The sequence below is a fragment of the Halapricum salinum genome, from assembly GCF_004799665.1.
Classification (GTDB): domain Archaea; phylum Halobacteriota; class Halobacteria; order Halobacteriales; family Haloarculaceae; genus Halapricum; species Halapricum salinum.
Genome location: NZ_CP031310.1, coordinates 1,304,683 through 1,326,187, shown reverse-complemented (window position 1 = coordinate 1,326,187; position 21,505 = coordinate 1,304,683). Strand labels below are relative to the sequence as shown.

Here is a 21,505-nt window from a genome sequence, read left to right as displayed (position 1 = left end):
CCCTCGATAGACGTGAAAAACGATTGCTATGATCAGTACGGAGAGTCCGGACCCGTGGATCGGTGTTGGCTGGGACCCCTCACGAAGTGAGGCGGCATTCGAGAGTGGTCGTTCAGCGAGGGTAACTGACTACCGAGCTTCATCCGCAGCCGGGTAGAGCTGGCGTCGGGACCGCCAAAATACGGTGTGAGAAACTATCGATATCGACGCCAGTTCTCAACAGCAACCGCCGGTGTCACAGGCGTCGTCGTACCGGATTCCGATCTCCTCGCTGATCGCCTCGGTACACTCCTCCAGTATCGTCTCGAACTCGGACTCGGTCGCCTCTGACTGCGTCTGCGTCAGTTCCTCCCCCAGTGCTTCGGCCGCCGCCAGCACGTCTTCGTCAGTAGTGCTCAACAGCAGCCACCTCCGATTGACTGGGCGAATGTCCGACCGATTTGGTCGCTTATCACGTCGTTTGTCCCCTGCAAGAGGTCGACGAGCGCTTTTTGTGCTTGGCAGTGTCGCTGGATAGTCTCGTTGTCAGTCATCTTCGATTTGATGTCCTGCAGCTCGCTCATCACCGATTGGTCGAATTCGTCCTGTTGCAGCTGTTGTCGTTTCTGCTCGAACTCACGGAGTAACGCTGTCGCTTCCGAGTCGTCGTCGAGTGCTTCGCTTGCCTCGACAAATTCGCGATAGGTCTCAGAGTCTGTGAGTGTCTGTACGAACGTTCGAAGCTCGTCTTCGACGGCTTGCTCTTCGAACTGGAGGTCGTTCATGACATCGTCACCTCCTGTTTCTTCGCGAGTTCCGAGAGACCGGTAATCTCCTCACCGAAGGTGCGCAGTTCGTCCAGCCCGACCGGCTCGTCCCGACGCAGCGGTGCGAGCATCATCGGTGTCTCGAATTTCTCCTTGATCTCTCCGAGGTATTTCTCCTGCTGTGTCCGGCGGTTCGCGAAGAAGGCGTTGTCGCCGTACTCCTGGGGTAAGAGATAGTTCGCGACGACGAAGGCCGTCTCGATACCGACCTGGTCTTTGAGGTCCTCGGCCGCTCGGTAGGCCTCCATCATCGGTGTGAACTCCGGATACATCACGAACGCGAAGGAGCTCCGGTCGGGGTCTTGCATCGTCTCGATGACCTCGTCGTACTGGTCGCCCTTTGCCGGTGCGGCCCCCTTCGTCAGCGAGCCCAGATCCATGAAGCCCTTCCAGTCGGAGGGCAACTCCAGCAAGCGAAGCGTGTGGCCCGTCGGAGCGGTGTCGAAGACGACGATATCGTAGCCGTCTTTCTGGAAGTAGCTCACGAACTTCTCCAGTGCGGCCATCTCCTCAGCGCACGGCGATTCGAGCTCTTCCTCGACGTTCGCAATCGCGGCTTCGACGTCTAGCTCGGTGTCTTCCTTGTCCTCGTACATCTCGTGGACGTGGTCCAGTACCTGTGTTCGGTACTCTTCGAGAGCTTTCTCCTGGTCGATTCGTGCCGCATCGAGGTTCGGCTGGCTCACCGACGTCGGTTCGTGACCGACAGTTTCGCCGAAGATATCCTCCAGGTGGGCAGCCGGGTCAGTCGTCACGACCAGCGTCTCGTAGCCAGCTTCGGCGAGTTTCGTTGCCGACGTTGCGGCCACGGTACTCTTGCCGACACCGCCTTTCCCAGTGAAGAACAGGTACCGCGTGCCATCTTCCGGCTGGAGTTGGTCGGCGACCGATTCCGGGTCGGCGAGCGTATCGATATCGACGGCGTGGCCTGATTCGACAGCAGTAGCCGCGCCCACGTCGACGGTAGGCTCGTTGCCATCGTAGATGACACCACCGACGTCTGACAGCAGCTCCAGACCGGCGATTTCACCGGGCTGAAGCGGATATGTCGCCATCGCATCGGCGTCGAACTCGGTTTGTGCTCGCTCGATGACTGCCTGTTCGTCCTCGCGTTTCCCTTCGAAGAAGGGGTCCTCACAGACCGACTCGGGAAGGTAGCCATTGATCACGAGGAACTGGGATTCGATGCCCAGTTCGCCGAGGTCCGACGCGCTGCGTTCGATCTCTTCGAGTGAGGAGTCCTCTGGCTTGCCGACGAACGCGAAGGTCGTCCGCTGTTCGTCCTGCAGGGTGTCGATGGCTCGCTCGTACTGGGCCTTCTTGTCCTCCATGGAAGCGGCGGGACCGATACAGGTCGAACCCCCCTTCTCGAGTTCGGCGTTCCAGTCCGACGGGAGCTCCATCAGCCGGATCGTGTGGCCGGTCGGTGCCGTGTCGAAGACGACCACGTCGTACTCTGGGCTGTCCATGAAGTCGACGAAGTTGTCGAACGCCGCGATTTCTTCGACACACGGGCTGTTGAGTTGTTCTTCGACTGTCTCGATTTGCTCGTCGTCGAGCAGCTGTCGCATCGGCTCGATGGTCTCCTGTCGGTACTCTTCAGCCGCCGTGTCGGGGTCGATCTCGATGGCAGAGAGGTTGTCGATGTCGTCGATCTCGGTTACTTCGTGACCGATCTCCTGCGCGAAAATGTCCGAGAGGTTCGGGGCTGGATCTGTCGTTACCAACAGTGTCTCGTAGTCGTTGTCGGCCAGCCACGTCGCCGTGGCACAGCTAACAGTGCTCTTGCCGACGCCACCCTTCCCGCTGAAGAATACGAACTCGGTGTTGTCGCCGTCCGGGTCGACGATTTCGCTGGCTGCAGTGTGTTCGCCGGACATCTATGCCTCCTGTGGGTCGGCAGACTGCTCGATAGTCGATGCGAGTTCGTCGTAGGAGAGATACGCCTCTTTGGCGACGATCTCGTCGTCGACGACGGTAATCGGGAGAATCGACGGGCCGTGCTCCTCGACCAGATCAGCGATTTGCTGGGTTTCGAGGAACTGCTCGATGTTGTGTTGCATATTCGCTCGGGACACATCGACATCGAACTCCGCTTCGAGTTGGTCGAGGGCGGCACTGACCTCGACGAGTTCGTCGTCTGGATCCGGTCCACAGACGCCTGTGGAACAGCACATCGCTTCTTCGTACAGAGTAAGTTCAGTCATTCGTAAGTTGATAGCGTTTGTTCAATTGAGTTGGCGATACGCCGAATCTATCCCCGGTCGTGTCCAGGATGATCTGATCTAACTCATTTTATTGTCTGTTCATATGTGTATAAGTGCTTTGATCGATGGGATCTGTGGGTGTCGTGGGTAGGGCTGCCTACAACAGCTTGATTAGCGTGATTGCGTCCGTATCTCGGTTATCGCTTCTACCTTTCTCGGCGGGACAGTTGTCCGTCGATACATACGAGTGGGGGATATTATGCAATCGAGCGTGCAGTCTCTCACGTGCGCCCACGACTCAGTACACAACACTTACTTTATCATATGCTCAAATCTAACCCATGTCGTCAACCGAGCGGTTACAGCGATATCTTACAGAGGAGCGCGATGGCTGTGGCGACGACGAGGTGGCACAACGCCTGGACGAACTCGAAGAGCTAGACGCCGCGGCTGGCGGGCCTGCGCTCGAGGCGGACGTAAGTGTATTGTCCGCGCTGGCCAACGAGACGCGGTACAAGATAGTCCGTATCCTGCACATAGCGGGTGAAGAACTCTGTGTCTGTGAATTCTCGCCGCTTCTGGATGTCAGCGACAGCGCGATCAGTCATGCGCTCTCGCAGCTCACCGACGCCGGACTCGTGACACGTCGGAAAGACGGGAAATGGCGAAAATACCAGACGACTGTGCGGGCCGACGCACTCCTCGTCGCACTCAACGGGTCCCGCAGATGAGGCGGCCCCACGCGAGGCTCCCGGACGGCTCTATTGAGAGATACGGTGGGTCCTATAGTACACATACGAGCGCTAAAGACTGCGACACTGAATCGAGTAACCATGTCTACTGATTCGACAACGTTCGCGTTCGTGTGCGTCCAGAACGCCGGCCGCAGCCAGATGTCGACGGCGTTCGCGGAACGGGAGCGAGAGCGACGTGACCTCGAAGACAGCGTCGAGATCCTCACCGGTGGAACTCATCCAGCCGACCACGTTCACGCGGAAGTCGTCGACGTGATGGGTGAGGAGGGATTCGACCTCTCTGACCGGACGCCGCGTGAAGTCTCGACCGCCGAACTCGAGTCGTGCGACGTTGTCGCGACAATGGGCTGTTCGACGCTCGAACTCGATGCGGAGTCGGTCGATGTCCGCGACTGGGCACTCGACGACCCAGATGGAAAAGACATGGACCGAGTCCGGGAGATTCGAGACGATATCGAACAGCGCGTCGTCGCCCTGTTCGACGAGTTCCATCCCGAAGACTGATCGTCCATATCGGCCATGGACTATTGTCGCCGCCCAGCGAGTGGCAGGAAAGGCGTCTGTGGATGAGTTGACGGCACTGCTCTTCGAGGTTGACAGACTGAGCTATCCCCGGATTGTTCGAATACACCCAACATCGAAACGATGGACCTAGACGAGTTCAGAGCGACCATCCCAGCGGCGACCGAGGCAACGTACCTGAATACGGGTTCGAGTAGCCCGAGCAGCGTCGACGTCGTCGAATCGATGCAGGCGTTCCTCGAACACCACGGGTACGAGTCACCGACAGCGGAGGGAATGTACCAACCGGTCTACGAGACTTTCGATGAGACGCGGCGAGACGTTGCGGACTTCCTGAACGCTCGCCCGGAAGAGATTGCCCTCACCCAGAGCACCGGCGATGGGGTGAGCCGGATCGCAAATGCGATCCAGTGGGAGAGGGGTGACACGGTCGTCCGAACTGACCTCGAACATCCCACGTCTGTCGTTCCCTGGAACGCCCTCGAACGCGAGCACGACCTGCATCTGGACGTCTTCGAGACGGACGCTGGTTACGTCGACCTAGATCGATTGAAAGACGTCGTCGACGGCGCGCGGCTGGTCTGTGTGAGCTCGATCTCACGAAAATACGGACGGCGACTGCCGATTAGCGACATCACGGACGTTGCCCACGATGCGGGGGCGGCGGTCCTCGTCGACGCCGTTCAGTCGGTCGGGCAGGTGCCTGTCGACGTGACCGACTGGGGGGCGGACTACGTCGCTGCGGCGAGCCACAAGTGGCTCGTTGGCCCCTGGGGAGCGGGCTTTCTGTACGTCGATTCGGACGTCGTTCCACAGTTGCGCCCGCGCCACGTAAGCTACCGAGGCGTCGACAGGGAGTCGCCGACGCTCGACCGCTATCCCGACGCTCGCCGTCTCGAAATCGGGACGACATCGGCGGCGCCCTACGTCGGACTCGGGACGGCGCTCGAACGAACGAAGTCGGTCGGTGTCCCGACGATCGAACGCCGAATCGAGTCGCTGACTGGCCTCCTGAAAGACGAACTTCCGGCGGAGGTGCCCCTATCGCCACAGTCGTTCGAATCGGGCCTCGTCGCTATCGCCGACGACACGCCCGAGCGCACCGTCGAACGCCTGGCAAAGCACGATATCCAGGTGAAACCGATCAGCGACCCGGATGGCATCCGTCTCTCGGTCCATGGATTCAACACCGAATCGGACATCCGGCGGTTCCTCTCGGTGTACAGAGAGTGTAACTGAGTGTCACGTGTTGGGGCACCTAGACTGACGGTTTCCCTCCTAGTCGGAACTCGCCATGGCATTTGTTTCAATATCGAACTGCGACCGTACGAGAACGACCGTTCCGACACCGACGAAGGCGGCGACACCCAGTGTCTGGAAGGCGAGACCGTATCCGCTGTGGTCGACAGCCGCCCCGAAAAGCACCGGTGCGACGATGCCGGGGAGCGTCCCGACGAACGCCTGAATCGCCAGCGCGGACCCGACACGACCGTCGTCGACGACCTCGGTGATCATCGTCGATGTCGGGGCACTGTCGACGGTGATGACGATGCCGTAGACCAGCACGACGCCCGTGAGCGCCCAGAGCGGGAGCCACCGGAGACCGCTGATCAAGAGGCTCACCGTCCCGCTGAGCGTCAATCCTGCCGCGATGACGGTCGGTCGGCCGATCCGGTCGGACAGGGTGCCACCGAAAACGTTGCCGACCGCACCGACCGCAGTCATCGCTCCTGCGAGCAGGCCGGCCGTGGCTGCCGGGTTGGCAGTGCCAGCGACCGCAGCAGTCGATGCGAGAAACGCTGGCAGCCAGTTCCGGACGCCGTAGAGCTCCCAGTTGTGCGCCGAATACGTCGAGACGGTCAGCAGATACCTGGGGTTCGAAAGGATACGCAAGTCGATCCCCTCTCGACGGGGCTCTGGGTCGGCATCGCGCTCATCATCTGCAGAGACTGGCGGGCGTCCCACGAGCAAGATGACCGCTGGGGCCAGCAGTGCCAGTAGACTGGTGACGCCGATCGCGACCGGCCACCCCGACGTCGATCCCACCCACGACGCCAGGACGAACGACGCGCCGCTGGCCGCCGAGAACGTCCCGACGTAGATGCCCATCGCCCGGCCGCGATCAGCGTCGAAGGAGGCACTCACGTATCTCATCCCGGGGACGTACACACCGGCCACCCCGACTCCGGCGACGAAGCGCAGTACTGACCCCGAGAGAGTTCCGGCTGCGAACAGCGCGAACCCGATGCTCGAGAGCGCAGCGACCGTCGCGCCGGAGGCGATTACGTATCTCGGATCGTATCGGTCACTGACCATGCCCACGGGAACGACGAGCAGGAGATATCCCACCTGGAACGCACTGTAGACGAGTCCTGCGTCGAACCCCGAGAGTCCCCAGTCGTCGATGATGAGCGGCAGTACGGCCGAGTAATTGAACCAGAGCATCGCAGCGAGCGCCAGTGCGCCGCTTGCCCCGATCAGATTCCGCCACCGTCGGGCGACCATCACTCACCCTCGCAGACGATATCGAGCGCTGCGAACAGCTTCTCCACGCCTTCGGCGGCCCGGTAATACCGCCACCGCCCCTCGCGCCGTCGGTGAACGAGTCCGGCGTCGAACAACTGCGACAGATGTGTCGAGACGGTCGACTGGGGGAGATCGAGGGCCGCTCGCAGCTCACAGGTGCAACACTCACACTCGACCAGCAGCGAGAGCATTCGTAGCCGCTCGGCGTTCGAAAGGGCTGCCACTATCTGGTAGCGCGCTTCGGCTCGGTCGTCGTCCGTCTGTGATCGAACCAGACGCTCGATACGGTCGGTCGGTTCGTCGTCCAGTTTCGAGAGCCGGTCACGAACCTGACCGTCGACGTTCTCATCCATATCGAATCCGTTCGATATCGGACGGAAATTTGCTCGGTACCGAGACTTCGGACACCGAACGCCAGTCTCCTCCCTCGGTGTCGCCGTTTTCCTTGGTCCGGACGGTGGGTGATGGTATCGGCGTGGCTGCGTGTCTCGTAGCTATAGGGACGTACATAGTCAACATAGCTGAAGCTTTGAGGCATTGAATGGTAGTACATTACATGGCAAACTCTGACTCGATTCGAGTGGACTTCATCTGTCCGCAAAACGCCGGCCGAAGCCAGATGGCGGCGGCGTTTGCCGAACGAGAGCGGGCTGATCGTGAACTTGAACGGGTGGTCGAGGTCCACTCGTCAGGAACGAGACCGGCAGAAAGCGTCCACGACGAAGTCGTCGAGGCGATGGCTGAAGTCGATATCGACGTCTCCGACCGATCGCCGACCTACGTCGTGCCGGAAGCCCTCGAAACGAGTCACTTCGTCATTACGATGGGCTGCACCGTCGCGGAGTTCAATCCCGAACACTACGGTGTCGAGTCTCGCGAATGGAATCTCACGAACCCGGACGGGGAAGACATGGAAACCGTCCGTGAGGTCCGTGACGAAATCGAAACTCGCGTCGGAGCGTTGTTCGATGAAATCGAAGAGATCGCAACTGGCCGGACGGAGTCACAGTCACTTCCCCAGCGTGTATCAGACACCATTTCTGATATTTTCAAGTGATTGGTTGGTAGGCGGTGCGTCCTCGGTATCCAGAAGCGCCCCCGCTAGCTACTCGAACTCTGTGACTGATCGTGGTATTCGTAAAAATCCAGCTCTGAACGAGAACGACGCCACTCAGTCCATCGCCGCTGCGTCGGCCGGCTCGGGCGCGTACTCGTCGAGGAACCGATCCAGATCGCGAAACGCCGCCAGTCGCTCGGCCAGCGTCTCGTGATCCCAGTGCCACCACTTGGTGGCCTCGATCCGGGCGGCGGTCTCGGGGTCGAACCGTCGCCGGACCGGTTCGGCGGGCACGCCCGCGACGATGGTGTAGGGGTCGACGTCCTCGGCGACGACCGCACCGGCACCGACGACCGCGCCGTTGCCGATCGTCACGCCCGGGAGGACGATCGCGCCGTGGCCGATCCAGACGTCGTGGCCGATCGCGACCGGCTGGTCGGCCCGCCACTCGAACACCGAGTCGTCGTCGGGCCCCAGGTCGTACATCCCCGCGCGGTAGGTGAAGTGGTGGGCGGTCGGGCGATCGATCGGGTGGTTCGTCGGCCCCAGACGGGCGTCGCTGGCGACGTTGCCGAACTTCCCTATCGTGGTGAAGTCGAGCTGAACGCGCTCCATCAGGTACGTGTAGTCGCCGATCTCCGAGACGTTGACCCTGGTGTGCTCGCGGAGTTCGGTCCACGCGCCCACCTCGGACTTGCGGATCTCGACGGGCTCGTGCAACGTCGGCTCGGGGCCGAGCGTCCGCGTCCGGTCGGGGCCGTGCGATTCGAAGTAGGGCATGGTCAGCGTCGTCCCATCGTCGAGCCGACGATCTTTCGGGGCACGTTCGCGATCGCTTCGAGGAACCCGGTCTTCTCGGTGTCATCGTCCTCCCGGAGATAGGACCGGACCCGCTGGCTGACCAGCTCGACCGACCCGGCCAGCAGGAATATCAGGATGATACAGGCCATCATCTCGGTGTAGTGGAACGTCTGGCGCTGGATGTACAGTTCCAGCCCCAGGCCGCCCCCGCCGATGAGGCCCAGCCCGATCGCCGCCCGGACGTTGTGTTCGAGGTCGAAGGCGATCCAGGCGATGAACTGCCGGAAGACCTGACTGAGCATCCCAAAGGAGACCACCTGCGAGCGGCTCGCACCGGTCGAGCGGATTCCCTCGATGGGGCCGTCGGCGATCTCTTCGAGTTCGTCGGTGAACAACCGGCCGGCGTAGCCCGTGGTGTCGATCATGATCGCCAGCGCCGCGGTGAACGCCCCGACGCCACCCAGCGGGATCAGGATGAGGAACCACACCAGCCCCGGGATCGCGCGGATGAGGCTCATCGTCGCCCGGAAGACGAAGTTAAAGGGGTAGGGGACGACACGTTCGCTGGCCATCACGCCGAAGAACAGCGCGGCGGGCAGGCCCAGGACCGAGCCGGCGAACGCGACGCCCAGCGTGACGAACATCGCGCCCCATTCGATGACGAGCGGGTCACCGGTCCAGACGGGATAGGGGACCCAGTCGGAGACGAACTCGAAGACGATCGGCGAGGACTCCACCAGCAGGATCAGGTTCTCCTCCATCATGAACGACCAGTACTGCCCGAAGTCGATGAACGGCAGTCCGAACAGTTCCGCCGGCGGGAAGTAGTCGTTCTGTCCGTAGAGGGCGTCGATGAAGAACGGGAGCTGTTCGTAGAGCATCAGCAGGTCGAACTCGATGAGAAGCAGGCTGAAGTAAAAGAGAATCCCGCCACCGATCACACCCGCCAGCGTCCAGAGACGGCGCTTGGTCTTGCGCCGCTTCATGTCCTGAAGCTTCTGCTCGGCGGGGCTGTCGCCAATCTCGGCGAACCCGAAGTACTCGGTGGGTCGCCAGCCACCGGTGGAATCGGTGCTCACGCTTCGACCCTCCGGCTTTCTTCGAGCAGTTCTTCGACAGCGTCGGCTTCCTCGGGAGCGCCCCCATCGTCTGTCTCGGCCAGCCCGACTGTCTCGACGCTGCCGTACAGTTCGTCGATCAACTCGGGTGTCAGTTCGTCACGGCCGACGTCGAACAGTTTCTCGCCGTCCCGGAGGCCGATGAATCGGTCGCCGAAGTGTGCGGCGATGTTGACCTGATGGAGGCTCACCAGCGCGGTGACGTTGTGCTCCATCGCGGCCTTCCGGAGGTAGCCCATCACGGTCTCGGCGCTTGCGGGGTCGAGGCTCGCGACGGGTTCGTCAGCCAGCAGCAGTCGGGGGTCCTGTACCAGTGCCCGGGCGATGCCGACGCGCTGTTGCTGGCCGCCGGACATCTGGCTGACCCGCTGGTGAGCTTCGTCCAGCAGGCCCACGGTTTCCAGCGCCTCCAGTGCGCGGAGCTTGTCCTCGCGGGGCTGCCACTGGAAGAGACTTCGGACCAGCGAGACGTGGTCGAGCGAACCGGTCAGTGCGTTCAGGTACGCCGAGACGCCGTCGACGAGGTTGTGTTGCTGGAAGATCATTCCCACGTCCGATTGTGAGCCGGTGATCTCCTCGTCGTCGAGATAGATCGCGCCTTCGGTGGGGTCGGTCAGGCCGTTGGCACAGCGTAACAGCGTCGACTTGCCCGCACCGGACTCGCCGAGCAGCACCGCGAACTCGTCTTCGATCTCGAAGGATACCTCGTCCAGGGCGATGACGTCGCCGTATTCTTTCGTCAAATTTTCTACTTTGAGTGTACTCATGGTGGAAAATCGTAGGTCCTCACCCGATCAGGCCGCGGGGTCGATGCCGACGGCGTTCATCCGCTCGATCACTGGTTGATAGGTCTCCATCGAGGTGTCACGCAGCGTGGTGAACGCGGGACTGTCCGTGTTGTAATCGTCGGGGTAGTACTCCGAGAGTTTCTCCTCGCTGGAGTTTCGCAGTACCTCGCCGATCTCCTGTTTCTTCTCGGAGTCCCAGCTCTTGCGGGCGTACCACGGCTGTTTCGGAATCGGGAACGACCACCAGATGGGGCGAAGTGTCGGCGTCTCCGTGCCGATGTTCCCGAGGAAGGAGCTCTTGTCCTTGACTCGCTGCGGGAAGTCCGACTCGTACTCGGCCCCGATATGCGGGATACCGTTGCCACCCCAGGTCGTCGCGCCGTCGGCCTCGTCGTTGGCGACGCGCTGGATCGCCTGGTTGTGGTCGGTCCAGCTCCCCTCGAAATCGCCAGGTGGACCAGTCGGAGCCTCGCCGATGTCGAGGCCGGCCTGCTGGAGCGTGTACAGTGCGAAGATCGAGCCGCTGGTGCTCAGGCGGTCGGCGAACGCCCAGGTCTTGCCCTCGACGTCCGTACGGCCCTGAATGTCAGACTCCGGCGGGACGAGCATTACCGAGAAGTAGAACGCCGACCCGTCAGTGACGTTCGTGCCGTAGACGTCCATGAGGTCGGGATTGGAGATGAGCGTCACGTCGTCCATCCCGATCTCGGCCTGTTCGCTCTCGAGTGCGGGCTTGATCGCCGAGTAGTTCTGCGGAACCTTCATTTCGATGTCGACACCGTCGACCTTGTCGTTGAGCATGTCGACGACCGGCTTGTACCGGGGCCGGAGGTCACCCGGTGTCCCCGGTGTCAACAACATCGTGATCTGTTCTTTGGAACTGCTGCCGCCACCGAGGACGGAGCCACAGCCGGCCAGTCCTGCGGTTACGGCCGTCGCACCCCCACCGAGCAGGAAGCGTCGGCGCGTCGTTGTCCCGTCGATCCCACTCCGGTCCGATCGCGAGTTCGAATCCATGCACTCGGGGAGAACAGACAACCTCCCCTAAGCGTTGTCTGGGTACAGTACGGCCGAATATGTGGGGCCGGGTTTTCCCCCCGAGCGGTCGAGACTAGTTCGGATTCTCCGTTCTCTGTCTCGATGGCTGCACGTCCGTCTCTGATCAGTGCTCTGCGTCCAGACCGGTCCGTACTCGCCTTTCTAGTCGGGTGTTCGATCCCCTACTCACTGGACGGACTGGAGAGTATACAGCGAATCCTTTTGCGGGATTCGCGGAAGGGTTCGTCCGAAAACGATGCACACAGTCGAAGATCGAACAGACCGGTTCGAACTGATCGCCGTCAGCGACGGGGATCGCCTCGGCACGCTCGCCGATAGCGTCCTCTCGGCTGGCTGTGAACTGTCGATCCGCCAGGAGCCGACCGCACAGCTCGTGATGCAACGAGCCGTCGAGCCCGTCGAGGGCCAGCCGTTCAACCTCGGCGAGGTCGTCGTCACCGTCGCCGAGGTGCTGGTCGACGGCGCGAAGGGCTTCGCGATGGTCCCCGGCAAGGACGAACGCCGTGCGCTCTCGGGTGCCATCGTCGACGCCGCGGTCGCCGCCGACCACGAGTGTCGGTCCGAGATCGAATCCCAGCTTCGGGAGGCCGCCGACGAGCAGGCGGCCGAGCGCCGAGAGCAGTGGGCCCACACCCGCGAGACGGCCGTCGAATTCGACGCGATGGAGGAAGACACGTGAACGCCCTCGGCATGGACCCCGTTCACGACACCCGGAACTGCTATCGCCGCCTGGTCGACGCCTACAGCCGCCCGGGCACGATCCAGCCACTCGACGATATCACGACACCGGTCGATCGGGCCGTCCTCGCGACGCTGGTCGACGGTGAGACGCGGCTGTACTCACCCGACGACGCGCTGTGCGAAGCGCTGGCCAGCCAGGGCCGACTCGACGCCGCCGACCTCGATGAGGCGACGATCGTCCACAGCCACGGGTCGACCGACGGCGGCGTCGCAGAGGCACCGCGTGGCTCACTCAAAGAACCGAGCCAGGGCGCGACGGTCGTCTACCGTATCCCCACGCTCGCCGCCGGCGACGTCACACTCGACGACGCCTACGACGGCACGACTGTCGCAATCGAGGGGCCGGGCGTTCCCGACCGACGGACGCTGACCGCCGCCCTCCCGGCGAGTGAGTTCGAGGCGATCGCCCAGGCACAGTCGACGTTCCCCCGCGGCGTCGACGTCGTCCTCACGACCGAGGATCGACTGGCCGCACTGCCCCGCTCGATCGACCTGGAGGTGGTCTGAATGGGGTACGTCGCAGTCGAAGCCGGCGAGGAGACGATCCGAAAGGCCGAGGAGCTGTTCGAGAGAGGGCGGATCGAAGGCGAGAGCGAGTCGATCGACGTCGAGGCGATCGACGACCAGTTCGGCCGGCTCACAGGCCAGGCCATGAGCGAAGCCGGCCTCTACGCGCCACGACTCGCGGCGCTCGCGGTCAAACAGGCCCAGGGCGACACGATGGAGGCCGCCTTCCTCCTGCGAGCCTATCGCTCGACCCTGGAACTGTGGGACTACAGCGTCCCGGTCGACACCGCCGATATGTTCGCTCGCCGCCGTGTCTCGCCCGCCTACAAGGACGTCCCCGGCGGGCAGTTGCTCGGCGCGACCAACGACTACACCCAGCGCCTGCTCGACTTCGACCTCGATGGTGAGAGCGACCCCGAGGACCCCACAGCGGAGTGGGATCTCGATATCGAGGAACCCGAGTCGCTACGCAACGTGCTGGACGTCCTCCGCGAGGAGGGACTCGTGGCCGACCCGCCCGACGAGCCGCCCGAGGACGAGCCCCACGACACGACGCGCACGCCCGTGACACATCCCGCACCGCGCTCGGCGGTCCTGCAGGAACTCGCCCGCGGCGAGACGGGGTCGGTGACGGGCCTCTCGTATAGCGTGCTCCGGGGTTACGGCCAGGTCCACCCGACGCTCTCGGAGGTCCGTACTGGTGCGCTTCCGGTCGTGATCGAACACCCCTACACCGGCGAGGAGGCGACGGTGACGACGACCCAGGTCACCGAGGCGGGCGGCGTCGTCCCGGTTTACGAGAAGCGCGACGACCCGCAGTTCGCCTTCGGCTACGGCCTCGTGTTCGGCCGGACCGAGCGCAAGGCGATCGGGATGGCGATGCTCGATGCCGCCATCCAGCTCGACGGCGACGCGCCCGCCGAAGACGCCGAGTTCGTCCTCGATACGATCGACGGCCTCGACGCCTTCGGCTTCATCGAACACCTCAAACTCCCACACTACGTGACCTTCCAGAGCATCCTCGACCGCATCCGGTCGATCCGAGAACGCAAGCAGCGAGGCAGCCCCGTCACAGACGACGCCGCGCCGGCCGGGGAGGTGAGCGGCGATGATTGAGGAACTGCCGCGCTGGGCCCCGAAAGGTGCGAGTAGCGACGACACTGCTTGTGGAACCGACACAGACGCTGACGAGCAGGACGAGGATCTCTGCTCGGACGGCGGGCCGACTGCAGCAGGCGCCGCTGCCGCCGATCCGGACTCGGTCGACGATCTGCTCGACACCGAGGATTCGGGCATGACGGGGTACAACTACGCCTACCTCGACGAGCACACCAAACGCGAGGTCCGCCGCGCTACCCTGTCGGCGATCGCGATCCCGGGCCATCAGGTCCCCTATGCCTCCCGGGCGATGCCGCTGGCCCGCGGCTGGGGGACCGGCGGCATCCAGGCCTCGATGTCGCTGCTGGGTCCCGAAGACACGTTCAAGGTGATCGATCAGGGTAGTGACGAGAGCGTCAACGCCGCCAACATCCGACGGCTCGCGAAGACCACGGCCGACGTCGACGGCACGACCGACACGACGAAGGCGTCGATCATCCAGACCCGCCACCGCATCCCCGAGGAGGTCCTCGACGACGACCAGATCCTCGTCCTGCAGGTGCCGATCACGGACCCGCTTCGACGGGTCGACCCGAGCGACGACGCCAACCGTCGCCGCCACGCCCACAAGGACTACGCGAAGATGTGGGTCGCCCTCTACGAGAACGTCGTCGAGTGGGGCGAGATCAACGTCGGCTCTCGCTATCCAGTGATGGTCGCCGGCCGCTACCTCATGGACCCCTCGCCGATCCCGCGCTGGGACGTCCCGAAACTCCACGACGCCGACAACCTCTACGTCTTCGCTGCGGGTCGAGAAGCCCGGATCTACGCCGTCCCGCCCCACACCGACGTCGAACCGCTGGCCTTCGCGGACAAGTCCTTCCAGGTCGAACGCTTCGACGAGCCGTGTGCCCACTGCGGGAGCGAGGACACCTATCGCACCGAGATCGAGACCGACGACGGCGATCGGTTGGTCGTCTGCAACGACACCAGTTTCTGCGAGAAACGCGAGGCCGACCCTGATCTCGCCAAGGATCACCACCTCGACTGCGAGGGCGTGACGTGGGGACCGGCCACGGGCGGCGTCGAGGCCGCCAGCGGGCACGTCGACGCGGATGGCGTCGCTGGAGTCGAGGGAGGTGACGACCAATGACCGTCCTCGACGTCTCGAACCTCACCAAAATTTACGGCGAGGGCTGCCCCGACTGTCTCGACTTGACCGGTCCGGAGATGGGGCGCAATCAGTGTCCCGAGTGTGGCAGCGTCGTCGCCTGTGCCGACGTCGACTTCGAGGTCTTCCAGGGCGAGGTCCTGGGAATCGTCGGCGAGTCCGGCAGCGGCAAATCCAGCGTCGCCGAGATGCTCTCGCTGGATCTCGAAGCCACAGGTGGAAGCGTCGACTACCACGCGATCGACGGCGACCTCCTCGAGACCGACTACCAGCAGCGCCGCGAGTTACAGGACTTCCACGTCGGGATGGTCCACCAGCACGTCCGAGACGGCCTGAATCTGGACTTCTCTGGCGGCGGCAACGTCGCCGAGAAGTTGCTCTCTGCGGGCTGGCGCGACTACGGAGATATCCGCGACAGAGTACGAGAACTGTTCGAGGACACGGAGGTCCCGACCGACCGGATGGACGACGCGACCGACACCTACTCCGGCGGGATGCAACGGCGCGTCCAGATCGCCAAAGCCATCGCCAACGACCCGTCGCTGGTCGTGCTCGACGAACCCACGACTGGCCTGGACGTCAGCGTCCAGGCACGCGTGCTGGACATGTTCCGCGAGATCCAGCGCGAGCAGGGCCTGGCGACCATCGTCGTCAGCCACGACCTCGGTGTGATTCGACTGCTCGCCGACCGTACCCTCGTCATGCGCCAGGGTCGGATCGTCGAGCGGGGCCTGACGGACCGCGTGATGGAGGATCCCCATCACGAGTACACACAGACGCTGATCAACTCGGTGATCTAAATGAGCGACATCCTCACCATCGACGGCCTGACGAAACGCTTCGAGATGCACGTGATCGATGGCCGGGAGGTGGCCGGCCTCGAAGACGTCACGTTCGACGTCCGCGACGGCGAGTTCCTCGCGGTCGTCGGCGAATCCGGCAGCGGCAAGTCCTCGCTGTTGAAGTGCATCCACCGCACCTACGAACCTACGAGCGGCACGGTGGCGTACCACAAGGGCGACCAAACTGTGGATCTGGCGACCTGCGACGAACGAACAGTCCTCGCACTTCGCGGCGCGGAGATCGGCTACGCTTCACAGTTCCTCCACGAGATTCCCCGCGTCCCCGCCGTAGATGTCGTCGCCCGCCCGCTGCGCGAACAGGGCAAGTCACCCGAGACTGCCCGAGAGATTGCCCGCGACCTGCTGGAGACCCTGCAGTTGCCCGAGGAACTGTTCGAGGCCTACCCGGCGACGTTCAGCGGCGGCGAGCGACAGCGCGTCAACCTCGCGCGGGCGATTGCCCCTCGACCCCGACTGCTCCTGCTCGACGAACCGACGAGTGCGCTCGATCCCGAGACACGCGAGCACGCCCTCGATCTGCTCGAATCGTATCTCGACTCGGGGACGACGGTCGTCGGCGTCTTCCACAACCGCGACGTCGTCGAGCGGATCGCCGACCGCGTCGTCGAGATGGACGACGCCCGCGTCCAGCGCGTCCTCGACTGTTCGGCCTACCGCGAGGAGGTGACGGCATGAGCCACCCCGAGGTCGATCCGATCGAGGTCGAACGGACCCTCGTCGAGAACGCGACGGTCGTCACACCAATCAATTCCTTCGAAGGAAGTATTCTGATCGAGGGTGACCGGATCGTTGCGGTCGAGTCTGATCCGGCGAGCGGCCAGCGGGCCGACCGGACCGTCGACGCCAGCGGGAAGCTTCTCATCCCGGGACTGATCGACATCCATGGCGACGACATCGAGCGCCACCGCTTTCCGCGAGGGTCACCCGTCGACGAGGACATCGCCTTCCGGACTGTGGATCGAACCAATCTCTCTGCGGGCGTGACGACGAAGTTCCACGCGATCGCCTTCCAGGACGCACCGGACGACCACCGCTCGGCCGAGATCGCCATCGAGATGGTCGAGTCGATCCACGAGGCCGACCACCTCCTGGCCGACCACCACGTCCACGCCCGCTGTGAGTTGACCGACCCTGACTGCGTCGATGCCGTCGAAGGCATTCTGGAGATGCCGGCGGTGAAACTCGCCTCGGTGATGGCCCACATCCCCGGGAAGGGGCAGTTCGGCAGCCCGGAGGCGTTCAAGCAGTGGTATCTGGACAACCGCGACATCAGCGAGGAGCGCGTCGACGAGTTGATCGCCCAGCGGACCAGCGTCGACCAGGAGACGCTGAACGACCGGATCGCGACGATCGTCGAACGGGCACGGGAGGCGGGTGTCGCGCTGGCGTCGCACGACGACGAGACGGCTCTCGAAGTCGAACGCCTCCATGACCGGGGAATCGAGATCAGCGAGTATCCCGTGACGCTGGCGGCGGCGGAACGCGCCACGGAACTGGGGATGACCACGGCGATGGGCGCGCCGAACCTCGTCCGCGGGGGAAGCCAGTGGGGTAATCTGGGCACTGCCGAGGCCATCGCGGCAGACGTCGTGGACGTCCTCTGTGCGGACTATCACCCGCCGTCGCTGCTTGCTGCGCCGTTCGTCGACACGGGCGAACCGCTGCACGAACGCGTGGCTCGGGTGACGCTCAACCCTGCAGAAGCGGTCGGACTCGCCGATCGCGGCCGGATCGACGAGGGCGCTCGTGCGGACCTGCTCGTCGTGGATCGAGAGCCGACGCCGACGGTCGAGCGCGCGTTCGTCGCCGGCGAGGAGGTCTACCGGGAGGGGGCGCGGTGACCGACGCGCCCGCGGAAGCGCTCGACCCGGACCAGCACCTCGGCGCGGCGATGGACGTCCGCTTTGCCGACACCGTTGGGGAGTTCGCCGAGCAGTGCCAGCAGTGGGGACTGGACCACGTCGAACTGAAGGCCGAGTATCTGGCGGGCCATCCCGAGACGCCCACGCCTGCCGAACTGCGTCGGCTCAGCGAGGCCTTCGACTGCTCGCTCACGCTGCACGCACCCTTTCGAGACTGGAATCTCGGCAGCTTCAACGAGTCGGTCCGTCGGGCGTCAGTGGGGATGGTCACACAGACGCTGACCGACGCCGCCATTGCCGAGGCGGGCGCGGTCGTGGTCCACGGCGGGGCTGTCCCGCGGCGGTACCCCGAGTGGGTCCGCGAGACGGCCCGCGAGAACGCTCGCCAGTCGCTGCAGGCGTGTGCCGACCACGCGGCCGACGTCGGCGTCCCGTTGTGTCTCGAAAATCAGCCCGAGAGCGACAGCGACGAGCGCCACACCACAACGCCCGACGACCTCGCGGCGATGCTCGATTCCGTCAACGCTTCCCCCGAGGTTCTGAAGATCACGCTCGACGTCGGCCACGCGAAGGTCAACGGCGTCGACTGGCGCGACTTCGCCGAGCGGTTCGGCGACCGGATCGAGGTCGTCCACCTCCACGACAACGACGCCACTGCCGACCAGCACGAGCCGTTCCCCGGCTACGAGTCCGTCGTCGAGTCGGTCCCGGCGAGCTACTTCGTCTTCGAGATGAAATCCGTCTCGGACGTGGCGAGGAGTATCGGTGCAGACGTCGCGCCGCTCGAATCGGGGGGTGTCGGCGGGTGATTGATCGCTACGAGGCCGTCGTCTTCGACAACGACGGCGTGCTGGTCGAACCGACCGACCGCGCGGTCCTCGTCGACGCCGTCGTCGAGTCTTTCCGGGCGTTCGACGTTGACATCGACCGCTCGCTCGCGCGTCGGACGGTCGAGAAGGACGCCGTCCCGGTCGAGGCGGCCGAAGAGCACGGGATCGATCCGGAGGCGCTCTGGCACCACCGGGAGTTGACCGCGAGTCTCGCCCAGCAGGCCCACGTCCGCGAGGGCGGGAAGCCGGTGTACGACGACGTGGTTGTGCTCGACGAGCTCGACGTGCCGCTGGGCGTGGTCAGCAACAACCAGCACGCGACGATCGAGTTCCTGCTCGCCTACCACGATCTGCCCGCGTTCGAGACGGCCTACGGCCGACAACCGACGCTCACTGGCGCGGCACGGCGAAAGCCCGAACCGGACTACATCGAGCGCGCGCTGGCCGACCTCGGCGTCGAGGAGGCGCTGTACGTCGGCGATTCCGAGAAAGACGTCGTGGCTGCCCACGCGGCCGGGATCGATTCGGCGTTTCTCCGCCGTGAGCACGTCGCGGACGTCGACCTCTCCGTCGAACCGACCGTCGAAATCTCCAGCCTTCGGGAGTTGGTCGATCGGTCGACAGCCGCTGGTCCGCTACGGTAGCCGTGGCAGGACCTGTGGCCGAAGTAGATCAGCAGTGCCCGCTCAGGATCGCGAGAACATCGCCTTCAGCTGTTCGCGCGAGAAGAGCGTCGAGGGCTTGTCCATGTGGACGCCGATCTTGCCCGAAAACAGCGACAGTCCCACACGTTGGACGCCGCGAGGCAGCGAGTAACAGCGCCGGACCCACGATCCGAGCTTGATCTCCCGACCCAGATCGTCACGCCAGGCCGTCTCGTAGTCGTCGAGTGTCATCGGATTTCGGGGATCGATCGTCTCGACGGCGTGATCGGCCGCGAACATGCCGTAGCGAATGCCCCCGCCGGTGAACGGCTTGGTCTGGCCCGCGGCGTCGCCCAGCAGGAACGCCCGCCGCGAGGTCACAGTGTCGGGCGGGCCGATCGGGATGAGCCCCGAGCAGCGATTGGTGGTGTCGGCGTCGTAGCTCTCGGTGAAGGTGTCGAACCACTCGCGGACCTCGGTTCCGGGTCGGGCCGCGAGTCCGTACTCGACGCCCGCCTCGCCGCGGGGGATGCGCCACGCGAAGAATCCCGGCACAGTCAGATGGACGTCCACGAAGTCCTGGTCGTCGGGCGTCTCGTCGAAGCCCAGGACACCGTGGAGCAGTTCGTCGGGTTCGGGCAGGCCGACCTCGCTGCGGACTTTCGAGCGCGGCCCGTCCGCCCCGGCGACCATCTTCGCTTCGTGGGTCTCGACACCCTCGGGACCCCTCACTGTGACCGCGACGTGGTCCGGGTGTTCCTCGACGCCCGTGACGGTGTGGTTCTCGCGGAGGTCAGCGCCGGCGTCGCGGGCCGCGTCCGCGAGCCAGCGGTCGAGGCCGACGCGGTCGATGACGTGCGAGATCGTCGTGTCCTTGTAGAATTTGTAGGGTTTGCTCTCGGGGCCGCCCAGTCGGAAGCGAGCGCCGTAGATCTCGTTCTGCAGGAGGGCCTCGCGAGCGCCCTCGGGCGTGAAGTCCCAGATGTCCGTCGAGACGTGGCCCGAACACGCCAGTGGCTCGCCGACGCTGCCGGCCTCGAACGCCAGCACGTCGTAGCCCGCCTCGGCCGCCCGGCGGGCGAAGCGCGAGCCTGCGGGGCCAGCGCCGACGACGACGAAATCGCGCATACTTGTGTCAAACTCGTTGGTGGATAAATACCTTCTCGAATCTTGCTCGCTGGAACTGGTGATTCACTCGCGAACGAGCAGGGAACGCCCTCGCCTCGCTGGCTAGGAATCGGAGACTGCAACGCTACTAGGCAGGGAAAGCCCTCGACTCGCTGGCTAGGAAACGGTGACAACAACGCTACCAAGCAGGGAAAGCCCTCGACTCGCTGGCGGCCGCTGAGCAGGATATCTCGCTCACTCCGTTCGATCGATAGGGCCTGCTCAGCGACTCTCCTTCGGCGCGAGCGTGGAGAGGGCTTTCGAGGAGTTGTTGTCTCACGTGGTTGTGATTGCTAGCGAGCGTGGTGAGGGCTTTCGAGAGGTCGTTTTTGTTCCAGAGTTGTTTAGAAAACCGAGTGAACAACTGCTAACTCAAAATTCTCCAAGTCGAGATTGCCCGCCGTCGTCGACGAACTCACCGGCGCGCTCGATCGTCTGCTGAAAGGTCGACTCCTGGCTGCGGTCGTACAGCGTCGCCGCGGGGTGGACAGACACGATCACACGCCGCGACGCACCCGAAATAGCGACCTCGAAGATCTCGCCTGCTTCGCTCGTCACGGCCACGTCCCGCTCCAGGAGGTGCTGACTCGGCACTTTCCCGAGCGTGACGATCACGTCCGGATCGACGCGGTCGATCTCTTCGTCCAGGTAGCCACGACAGTTCTCAAGCTCCGCGCTTTTGGGATCGCGGTTGTCGGGCGGGCGACAGCGCACGCAGTTGGTGATCCGCACGTCCGCCCGCGAGAGGCCGGCGTCCCGGAGCGCGTCGTCGAGCACGTCGCCGCTGCGCCCGACGAACGGCTCGCCCTGCTCGTCCTCCTGTGCGCCCGGGGCCTCGCCGACGAACAACAGGTCGGCCTCAACCGGGCCGACGCCGTTGACGATTCGGCTGCGGGAGTCGACCAGTGCGGGACAGCGCGAACACTCCGACACGCACAACTGCTCGTCCATGGTCTCGAATCGAACCCGCGTCGGCAAGAATC

25 protein-coding genes are annotated in these 21,505 nt (G+C 64.0%); 13 read left to right on the top strand and 12 right to left on the bottom strand.

The window, feature by feature from the left end:
- Nucleotides 1-216: 216 nt before the first annotated feature.
- From hcsS to arsD, 4 genes are read right to left on the bottom strand one after another with little or no spacing between them, the layout of a single operon-like run.
- Nucleotides 217-405 (bottom strand): halo-CC-star protein HcsS, encoded by a 189-nt coding sequence (gene hcsS, locus DV733_RS06680; protein ID WP_049995493.1) that lies wholly within the window; start codon nt 403-405, stop codon nt 217-219.
- Nucleotides 396-764 carry a halo-CC-star protein HcsL gene (hcsL, locus tag DV733_RS06675; protein WP_049995494.1) on the bottom strand — a complete coding sequence of 123 codons (369 nt, stop codon included), beginning with the start codon at nt 762-764 and terminating at the stop codon, nt 396-398. The genes hcsS and hcsL overlap by 10 nt, the downstream gene beginning before the upstream one ends.
- Nucleotides 761-2,686, bottom strand: a complete 1,926-nt coding sequence (gene arsA, locus DV733_RS06670) for an arsenical pump-driving ATPase (protein WP_049995495.1) — start codon at nt 2,684-2,686, stop codon at nt 761-763. The genes hcsL and arsA overlap by 4 nt, the downstream gene beginning before the upstream one ends.
- Nucleotides 2,687-3,013: an arsenite efflux transporter metallochaperone ArsD gene (arsD, locus tag DV733_RS06665; RefSeq protein ID WP_049995496.1), complete on the bottom strand. Its 327-nt coding sequence runs from the start codon at nt 3,011-3,013 to the stop codon at nt 2,687-2,689.
- Nucleotides 3,014-3,354: 341 nt separating this feature from the next.
- Here arsD and DV733_RS06660 point away from each other — a divergent pair, with 341 nt between their 5' ends.
- The 3 genes from DV733_RS06660 to DV733_RS06650 all read left to right on the top strand — a co-directional run bounded on the left by DV733_RS06660 (nt 3,355) and on the right by DV733_RS06650 (nt 5,529).
- On the top strand, nt 3,355-3,744 hold the full coding sequence (locus DV733_RS06660) for an ArsR/SmtB family transcription factor (RefSeq protein WP_049995497.1): 390 nt from the start codon (nt 3,355-3,357) through the stop codon (nt 3,742-3,744).
- Nucleotides 3,745-3,846: 102 nt separating this feature from the next.
- The gene (locus DV733_RS06655; RefSeq protein ID WP_049995498.1) at nt 3,847-4,272 is read left to right on the top strand and encodes a low molecular weight phosphatase family protein; all 426 of its coding nucleotides are present in this window, start codon (nt 3,847-3,849) and stop codon (nt 4,270-4,272) included.
- Nucleotides 4,273-4,413: 141 nt separating this feature from the next.
- Nucleotides 4,414-5,529 carry an aminotransferase class V-fold PLP-dependent enzyme gene (locus DV733_RS06650; protein ID WP_049995499.1) on the top strand — a complete coding sequence of 372 codons (1,116 nt, stop codon included), beginning with the start codon at nt 4,414-4,416 and terminating at the stop codon, nt 5,527-5,529.
- A gap of 39 nt (nt 5,530-5,568) precedes the next feature.
- Here the strand turns inward: DV733_RS06650 and DV733_RS06645 are convergent, their stop codons facing one another.
- A complete protein-coding gene (locus DV733_RS06645) occupies nt 5,569-6,795 on the bottom strand; it encodes an MFS transporter (protein ID WP_079979576.1) in 1,227 nt (408 codons plus the stop codon).
- A complete protein-coding gene (locus DV733_RS06640; protein ID WP_049995500.1) occupies nt 6,795-7,169 on the bottom strand; it encodes an ArsR/SmtB family transcription factor in 375 nt (124 codons plus the stop codon). The genes DV733_RS06645 and DV733_RS06640 overlap by 1 nt, the downstream gene beginning before the upstream one ends.
- A gap of 203 nt (nt 7,170-7,372) precedes the next feature.
- Here DV733_RS06640 and DV733_RS06635 point away from each other — a divergent pair, with 203 nt between their 5' ends.
- A complete protein-coding gene (locus tag DV733_RS06635) occupies nt 7,373-7,873 on the top strand; it encodes an arsenate-mycothiol transferase ArsC (protein WP_202594330.1) in 501 nt (166 codons plus the stop codon).
- A gap of 114 nt (nt 7,874-7,987) precedes the next feature.
- On the opposite strand, the gene DV733_RS06630 is transcribed toward DV733_RS06635, so the two are convergent.
- Genes DV733_RS06630 through DV733_RS06615 form a run of 4 tightly spaced genes read right to left on the bottom strand, consistent with a single transcriptional unit; the run spans nt 7,988 to nt 11,597 of the window.
- Nucleotides 7,988-8,653 carry a DapH/DapD/GlmU-related protein gene (locus DV733_RS06630; protein WP_049995502.1) on the bottom strand — a complete coding sequence of 222 codons (666 nt, stop codon included), beginning with the start codon at nt 8,651-8,653 and terminating at the stop codon, nt 7,988-7,990.
- A gap of 2 nt (nt 8,654-8,655) precedes the next feature.
- Nucleotides 8,656-9,753, bottom strand: coding sequence for a PhnE/PtxC family ABC transporter permease (locus DV733_RS06625; RefSeq protein WP_237560538.1), 1,098 nt, complete (start codon nt 9,751-9,753; stop codon nt 8,656-8,658).
- On the bottom strand, nt 9,750-10,559 hold the full coding sequence (locus DV733_RS06620) for a phosphonate ABC transporter ATP-binding protein (protein ID WP_049995503.1): 810 nt from the start codon (nt 10,557-10,559) through the stop codon (nt 9,750-9,752). The genes DV733_RS06625 and DV733_RS06620 overlap by 4 nt, the downstream gene beginning before the upstream one ends.
- A 27-nt stretch (nt 10,560-10,586) precedes the next feature.
- On the bottom strand, nt 10,587-11,597 hold the full coding sequence (locus DV733_RS06615) for a PhnD/SsuA/transferrin family substrate-binding protein (protein WP_049995504.1): 1,011 nt from the start codon (nt 11,595-11,597) through the stop codon (nt 10,587-10,589).
- Between the two features lie 277 nt (nt 11,598-11,874).
- On the opposite strand from DV733_RS06615, the gene phnG reads away from it, so the two are divergent.
- The 9 genes from phnG to DV733_RS06570 are packed head-to-tail and all read left to right on the top strand — an operon-like array spanning nt 11,875 to nt 19,355.
- Nucleotides 11,875-12,318, top strand: coding sequence for a phosphonate C-P lyase system protein PhnG (gene phnG, locus DV733_RS06610; RefSeq protein WP_049995505.1), 444 nt, complete (start codon nt 11,875-11,877; stop codon nt 12,316-12,318).
- On the top strand, nt 12,315-12,887 hold the full coding sequence (phnH, locus tag DV733_RS06605; RefSeq protein WP_049995506.1) for a phosphonate C-P lyase system protein PhnH: 573 nt from the start codon (nt 12,315-12,317) through the stop codon (nt 12,885-12,887). Before phnG ends, phnH begins: the two co-directional genes overlap by 4 nt.
- Entirely contained in the window at nt 12,888-14,003 is a 1,116-nt protein-coding gene (locus DV733_RS06600; protein WP_049995507.1) for a carbon-phosphorus lyase complex subunit PhnI, read from the top strand.
- Complete coding sequence (locus tag DV733_RS06595; protein ID WP_237560539.1) at nt 13,996-15,138, top strand: alpha-D-ribose 1-methylphosphonate 5-phosphate C-P-lyase PhnJ; 1,143 nt, start codon at nt 13,996-13,998, stop codon at nt 15,136-15,138. The genes DV733_RS06600 and DV733_RS06595 overlap by 8 nt, the downstream gene beginning before the upstream one ends.
- Nucleotides 15,135-15,956, top strand: a complete 822-nt coding sequence (locus tag DV733_RS06590) for an ATP-binding cassette domain-containing protein (RefSeq protein ID WP_049995508.1) — start codon at nt 15,135-15,137, stop codon at nt 15,954-15,956. The genes DV733_RS06595 and DV733_RS06590 overlap by 4 nt, the downstream gene beginning before the upstream one ends.
- The gene (locus tag DV733_RS06585; protein WP_079979577.1) at nt 15,957-16,694 is read left to right on the top strand and encodes a phosphonate C-P lyase system protein PhnL; all 738 of its coding nucleotides are present in this window, start codon (nt 15,957-15,959) and stop codon (nt 16,692-16,694) included.
- Nucleotides 16,691-17,860 (top strand): alpha-D-ribose 1-methylphosphonate 5-triphosphate diphosphatase, encoded by a 1,170-nt coding sequence (locus DV733_RS06580; protein WP_049995509.1) that lies wholly within the window; start codon nt 16,691-16,693, stop codon nt 17,858-17,860. The genes DV733_RS06585 and DV733_RS06580 overlap by 4 nt, the downstream gene beginning before the upstream one ends.
- On the top strand, nt 17,857-18,690 hold the full coding sequence (locus tag DV733_RS06575) for a sugar phosphate isomerase/epimerase family protein (protein ID WP_237560540.1): 834 nt from the start codon (nt 17,857-17,859) through the stop codon (nt 18,688-18,690). The genes DV733_RS06580 and DV733_RS06575 overlap by 4 nt, the downstream gene beginning before the upstream one ends.
- Entirely contained in the window at nt 18,687-19,355 is a 669-nt protein-coding gene (locus DV733_RS06570; RefSeq protein WP_136342297.1) for an HAD family hydrolase, read from the top strand. Before DV733_RS06575 ends, DV733_RS06570 begins: the two co-directional genes overlap by 4 nt.
- A gap of 42 nt (nt 19,356-19,397) precedes the next feature.
- On the opposite strand, the gene DV733_RS06565 is transcribed toward DV733_RS06570, so the two are convergent.
- Nucleotides 19,398-20,483 (bottom strand): geranylgeranyl reductase family protein, encoded by a 1,086-nt coding sequence (locus DV733_RS06565; protein WP_049995510.1) that lies wholly within the window; start codon nt 20,481-20,483, stop codon nt 19,398-19,400.
- Between the two features lie 411 nt (nt 20,484-20,894).
- Complete coding sequence (locus DV733_RS06560) at nt 20,895-21,473, bottom strand: uracil-DNA glycosylase (protein WP_049995511.1); 579 nt, start codon at nt 21,471-21,473, stop codon at nt 20,895-20,897.
- Nucleotides 21,474-21,505 lie beyond the last annotated feature (32 nt).

Bases quoted from the DNA above. Each gene is read 5' to 3' on its own strand.
- phnG (WP_049995505.1), top strand. From the start codon at position 11,875: ATGCACACAGTCGAAGATCGAACAGACCGGTTCGAACTGATCGCCGTC.
- DV733_RS06580 (WP_049995509.1), top strand. From the start codon at position 16,691: ATGAGCCACCCCGAGGTCGATCCGATCGAGGTCGAACGGACCCTCGTC.
- hcsL (WP_049995494.1), bottom strand. From the start codon at position 764: ATGAACGACCTCCAGTTCGAAGAGCAAGCCGTCGAAGACGAGCTTCGA.
- DV733_RS06660 (WP_049995497.1), top strand. From the start codon at position 3,355: ATGTCGTCAACCGAGCGGTTACAGCGATATCTTACAGAGGAGCGCGAT.
- DV733_RS06650 (WP_049995499.1), top strand. From the start codon at position 4,414: ATGGACCTAGACGAGTTCAGAGCGACCATCCCAGCGGCGACCGAGGCA.
- DV733_RS06565 (WP_049995510.1), bottom strand. From the start codon at position 20,483: ATGCGCGATTTCGTCGTCGTCGGCGCTGGCCCCGCAGGCTCGCGCTTC.
- DV733_RS06585 (WP_079979577.1), top strand. From the start codon at position 15,957: ATGAGCGACATCCTCACCATCGACGGCCTGACGAAACGCTTCGAGATG.
- DV733_RS06620 (WP_049995503.1), bottom strand. From the start codon at position 10,559: ATGAGTACACTCAAAGTAGAAAATTTGACGAAAGAATACGGCGACGTC.
- DV733_RS06640 (WP_049995500.1), bottom strand. From the start codon at position 7,169: ATGGATGAGAACGTCGACGGTCAGGTTCGTGACCGGCTCTCGAAACTG.
- DV733_RS06635 (WP_202594330.1), top strand. From the start codon at position 7,373: ATGGCAAACTCTGACTCGATTCGAGTGGACTTCATCTGTCCGCAAAAC.
- DV733_RS06560 (WP_049995511.1), bottom strand. From the start codon at position 21,473: ATGGACGAGCAGTTGTGCGTGTCGGAGTGTTCGCGCTGTCCCGCACTG.
- arsD (WP_049995496.1), bottom strand. From the start codon at position 3,013: ATGACTGAACTTACTCTGTACGAAGAAGCGATGTGCTGTTCCACAGGC.
- DV733_RS06615 (WP_049995504.1), bottom strand. From the start codon at position 11,597: ATGGATTCGAACTCGCGATCGGACCGGAGTGGGATCGACGGGACAACG.
- DV733_RS06595 (WP_237560539.1), top strand. From the start codon at position 13,996: ATGATTGAGGAACTGCCGCGCTGGGCCCCGAAAGGTGCGAGTAGCGAC.
- DV733_RS06590 (WP_049995508.1), top strand. From the start codon at position 15,135: ATGACCGTCCTCGACGTCTCGAACCTCACCAAAATTTACGGCGAGGGC.
- DV733_RS06630 (WP_049995502.1), bottom strand. From the start codon at position 8,653: ATGCCCTACTTCGAATCGCACGGCCCCGACCGGACGCGGACGCTCGGC.
- DV733_RS06645 (WP_079979576.1), bottom strand. From the start codon at position 6,795: ATGGTCGCCCGACGGTGGCGGAATCTGATCGGGGCAAGCGGCGCACTG.
- arsA (WP_049995495.1), bottom strand. From the start codon at position 2,686: ATGTCCGGCGAACACACTGCAGCCAGCGAAATCGTCGACCCGGACGGC.
- DV733_RS06655 (WP_049995498.1), top strand. From the start codon at position 3,847: ATGTCTACTGATTCGACAACGTTCGCGTTCGTGTGCGTCCAGAACGCC.
- DV733_RS06600 (WP_049995507.1), top strand. From the start codon at position 12,888: ATGGGGTACGTCGCAGTCGAAGCCGGCGAGGAGACGATCCGAAAGGCC.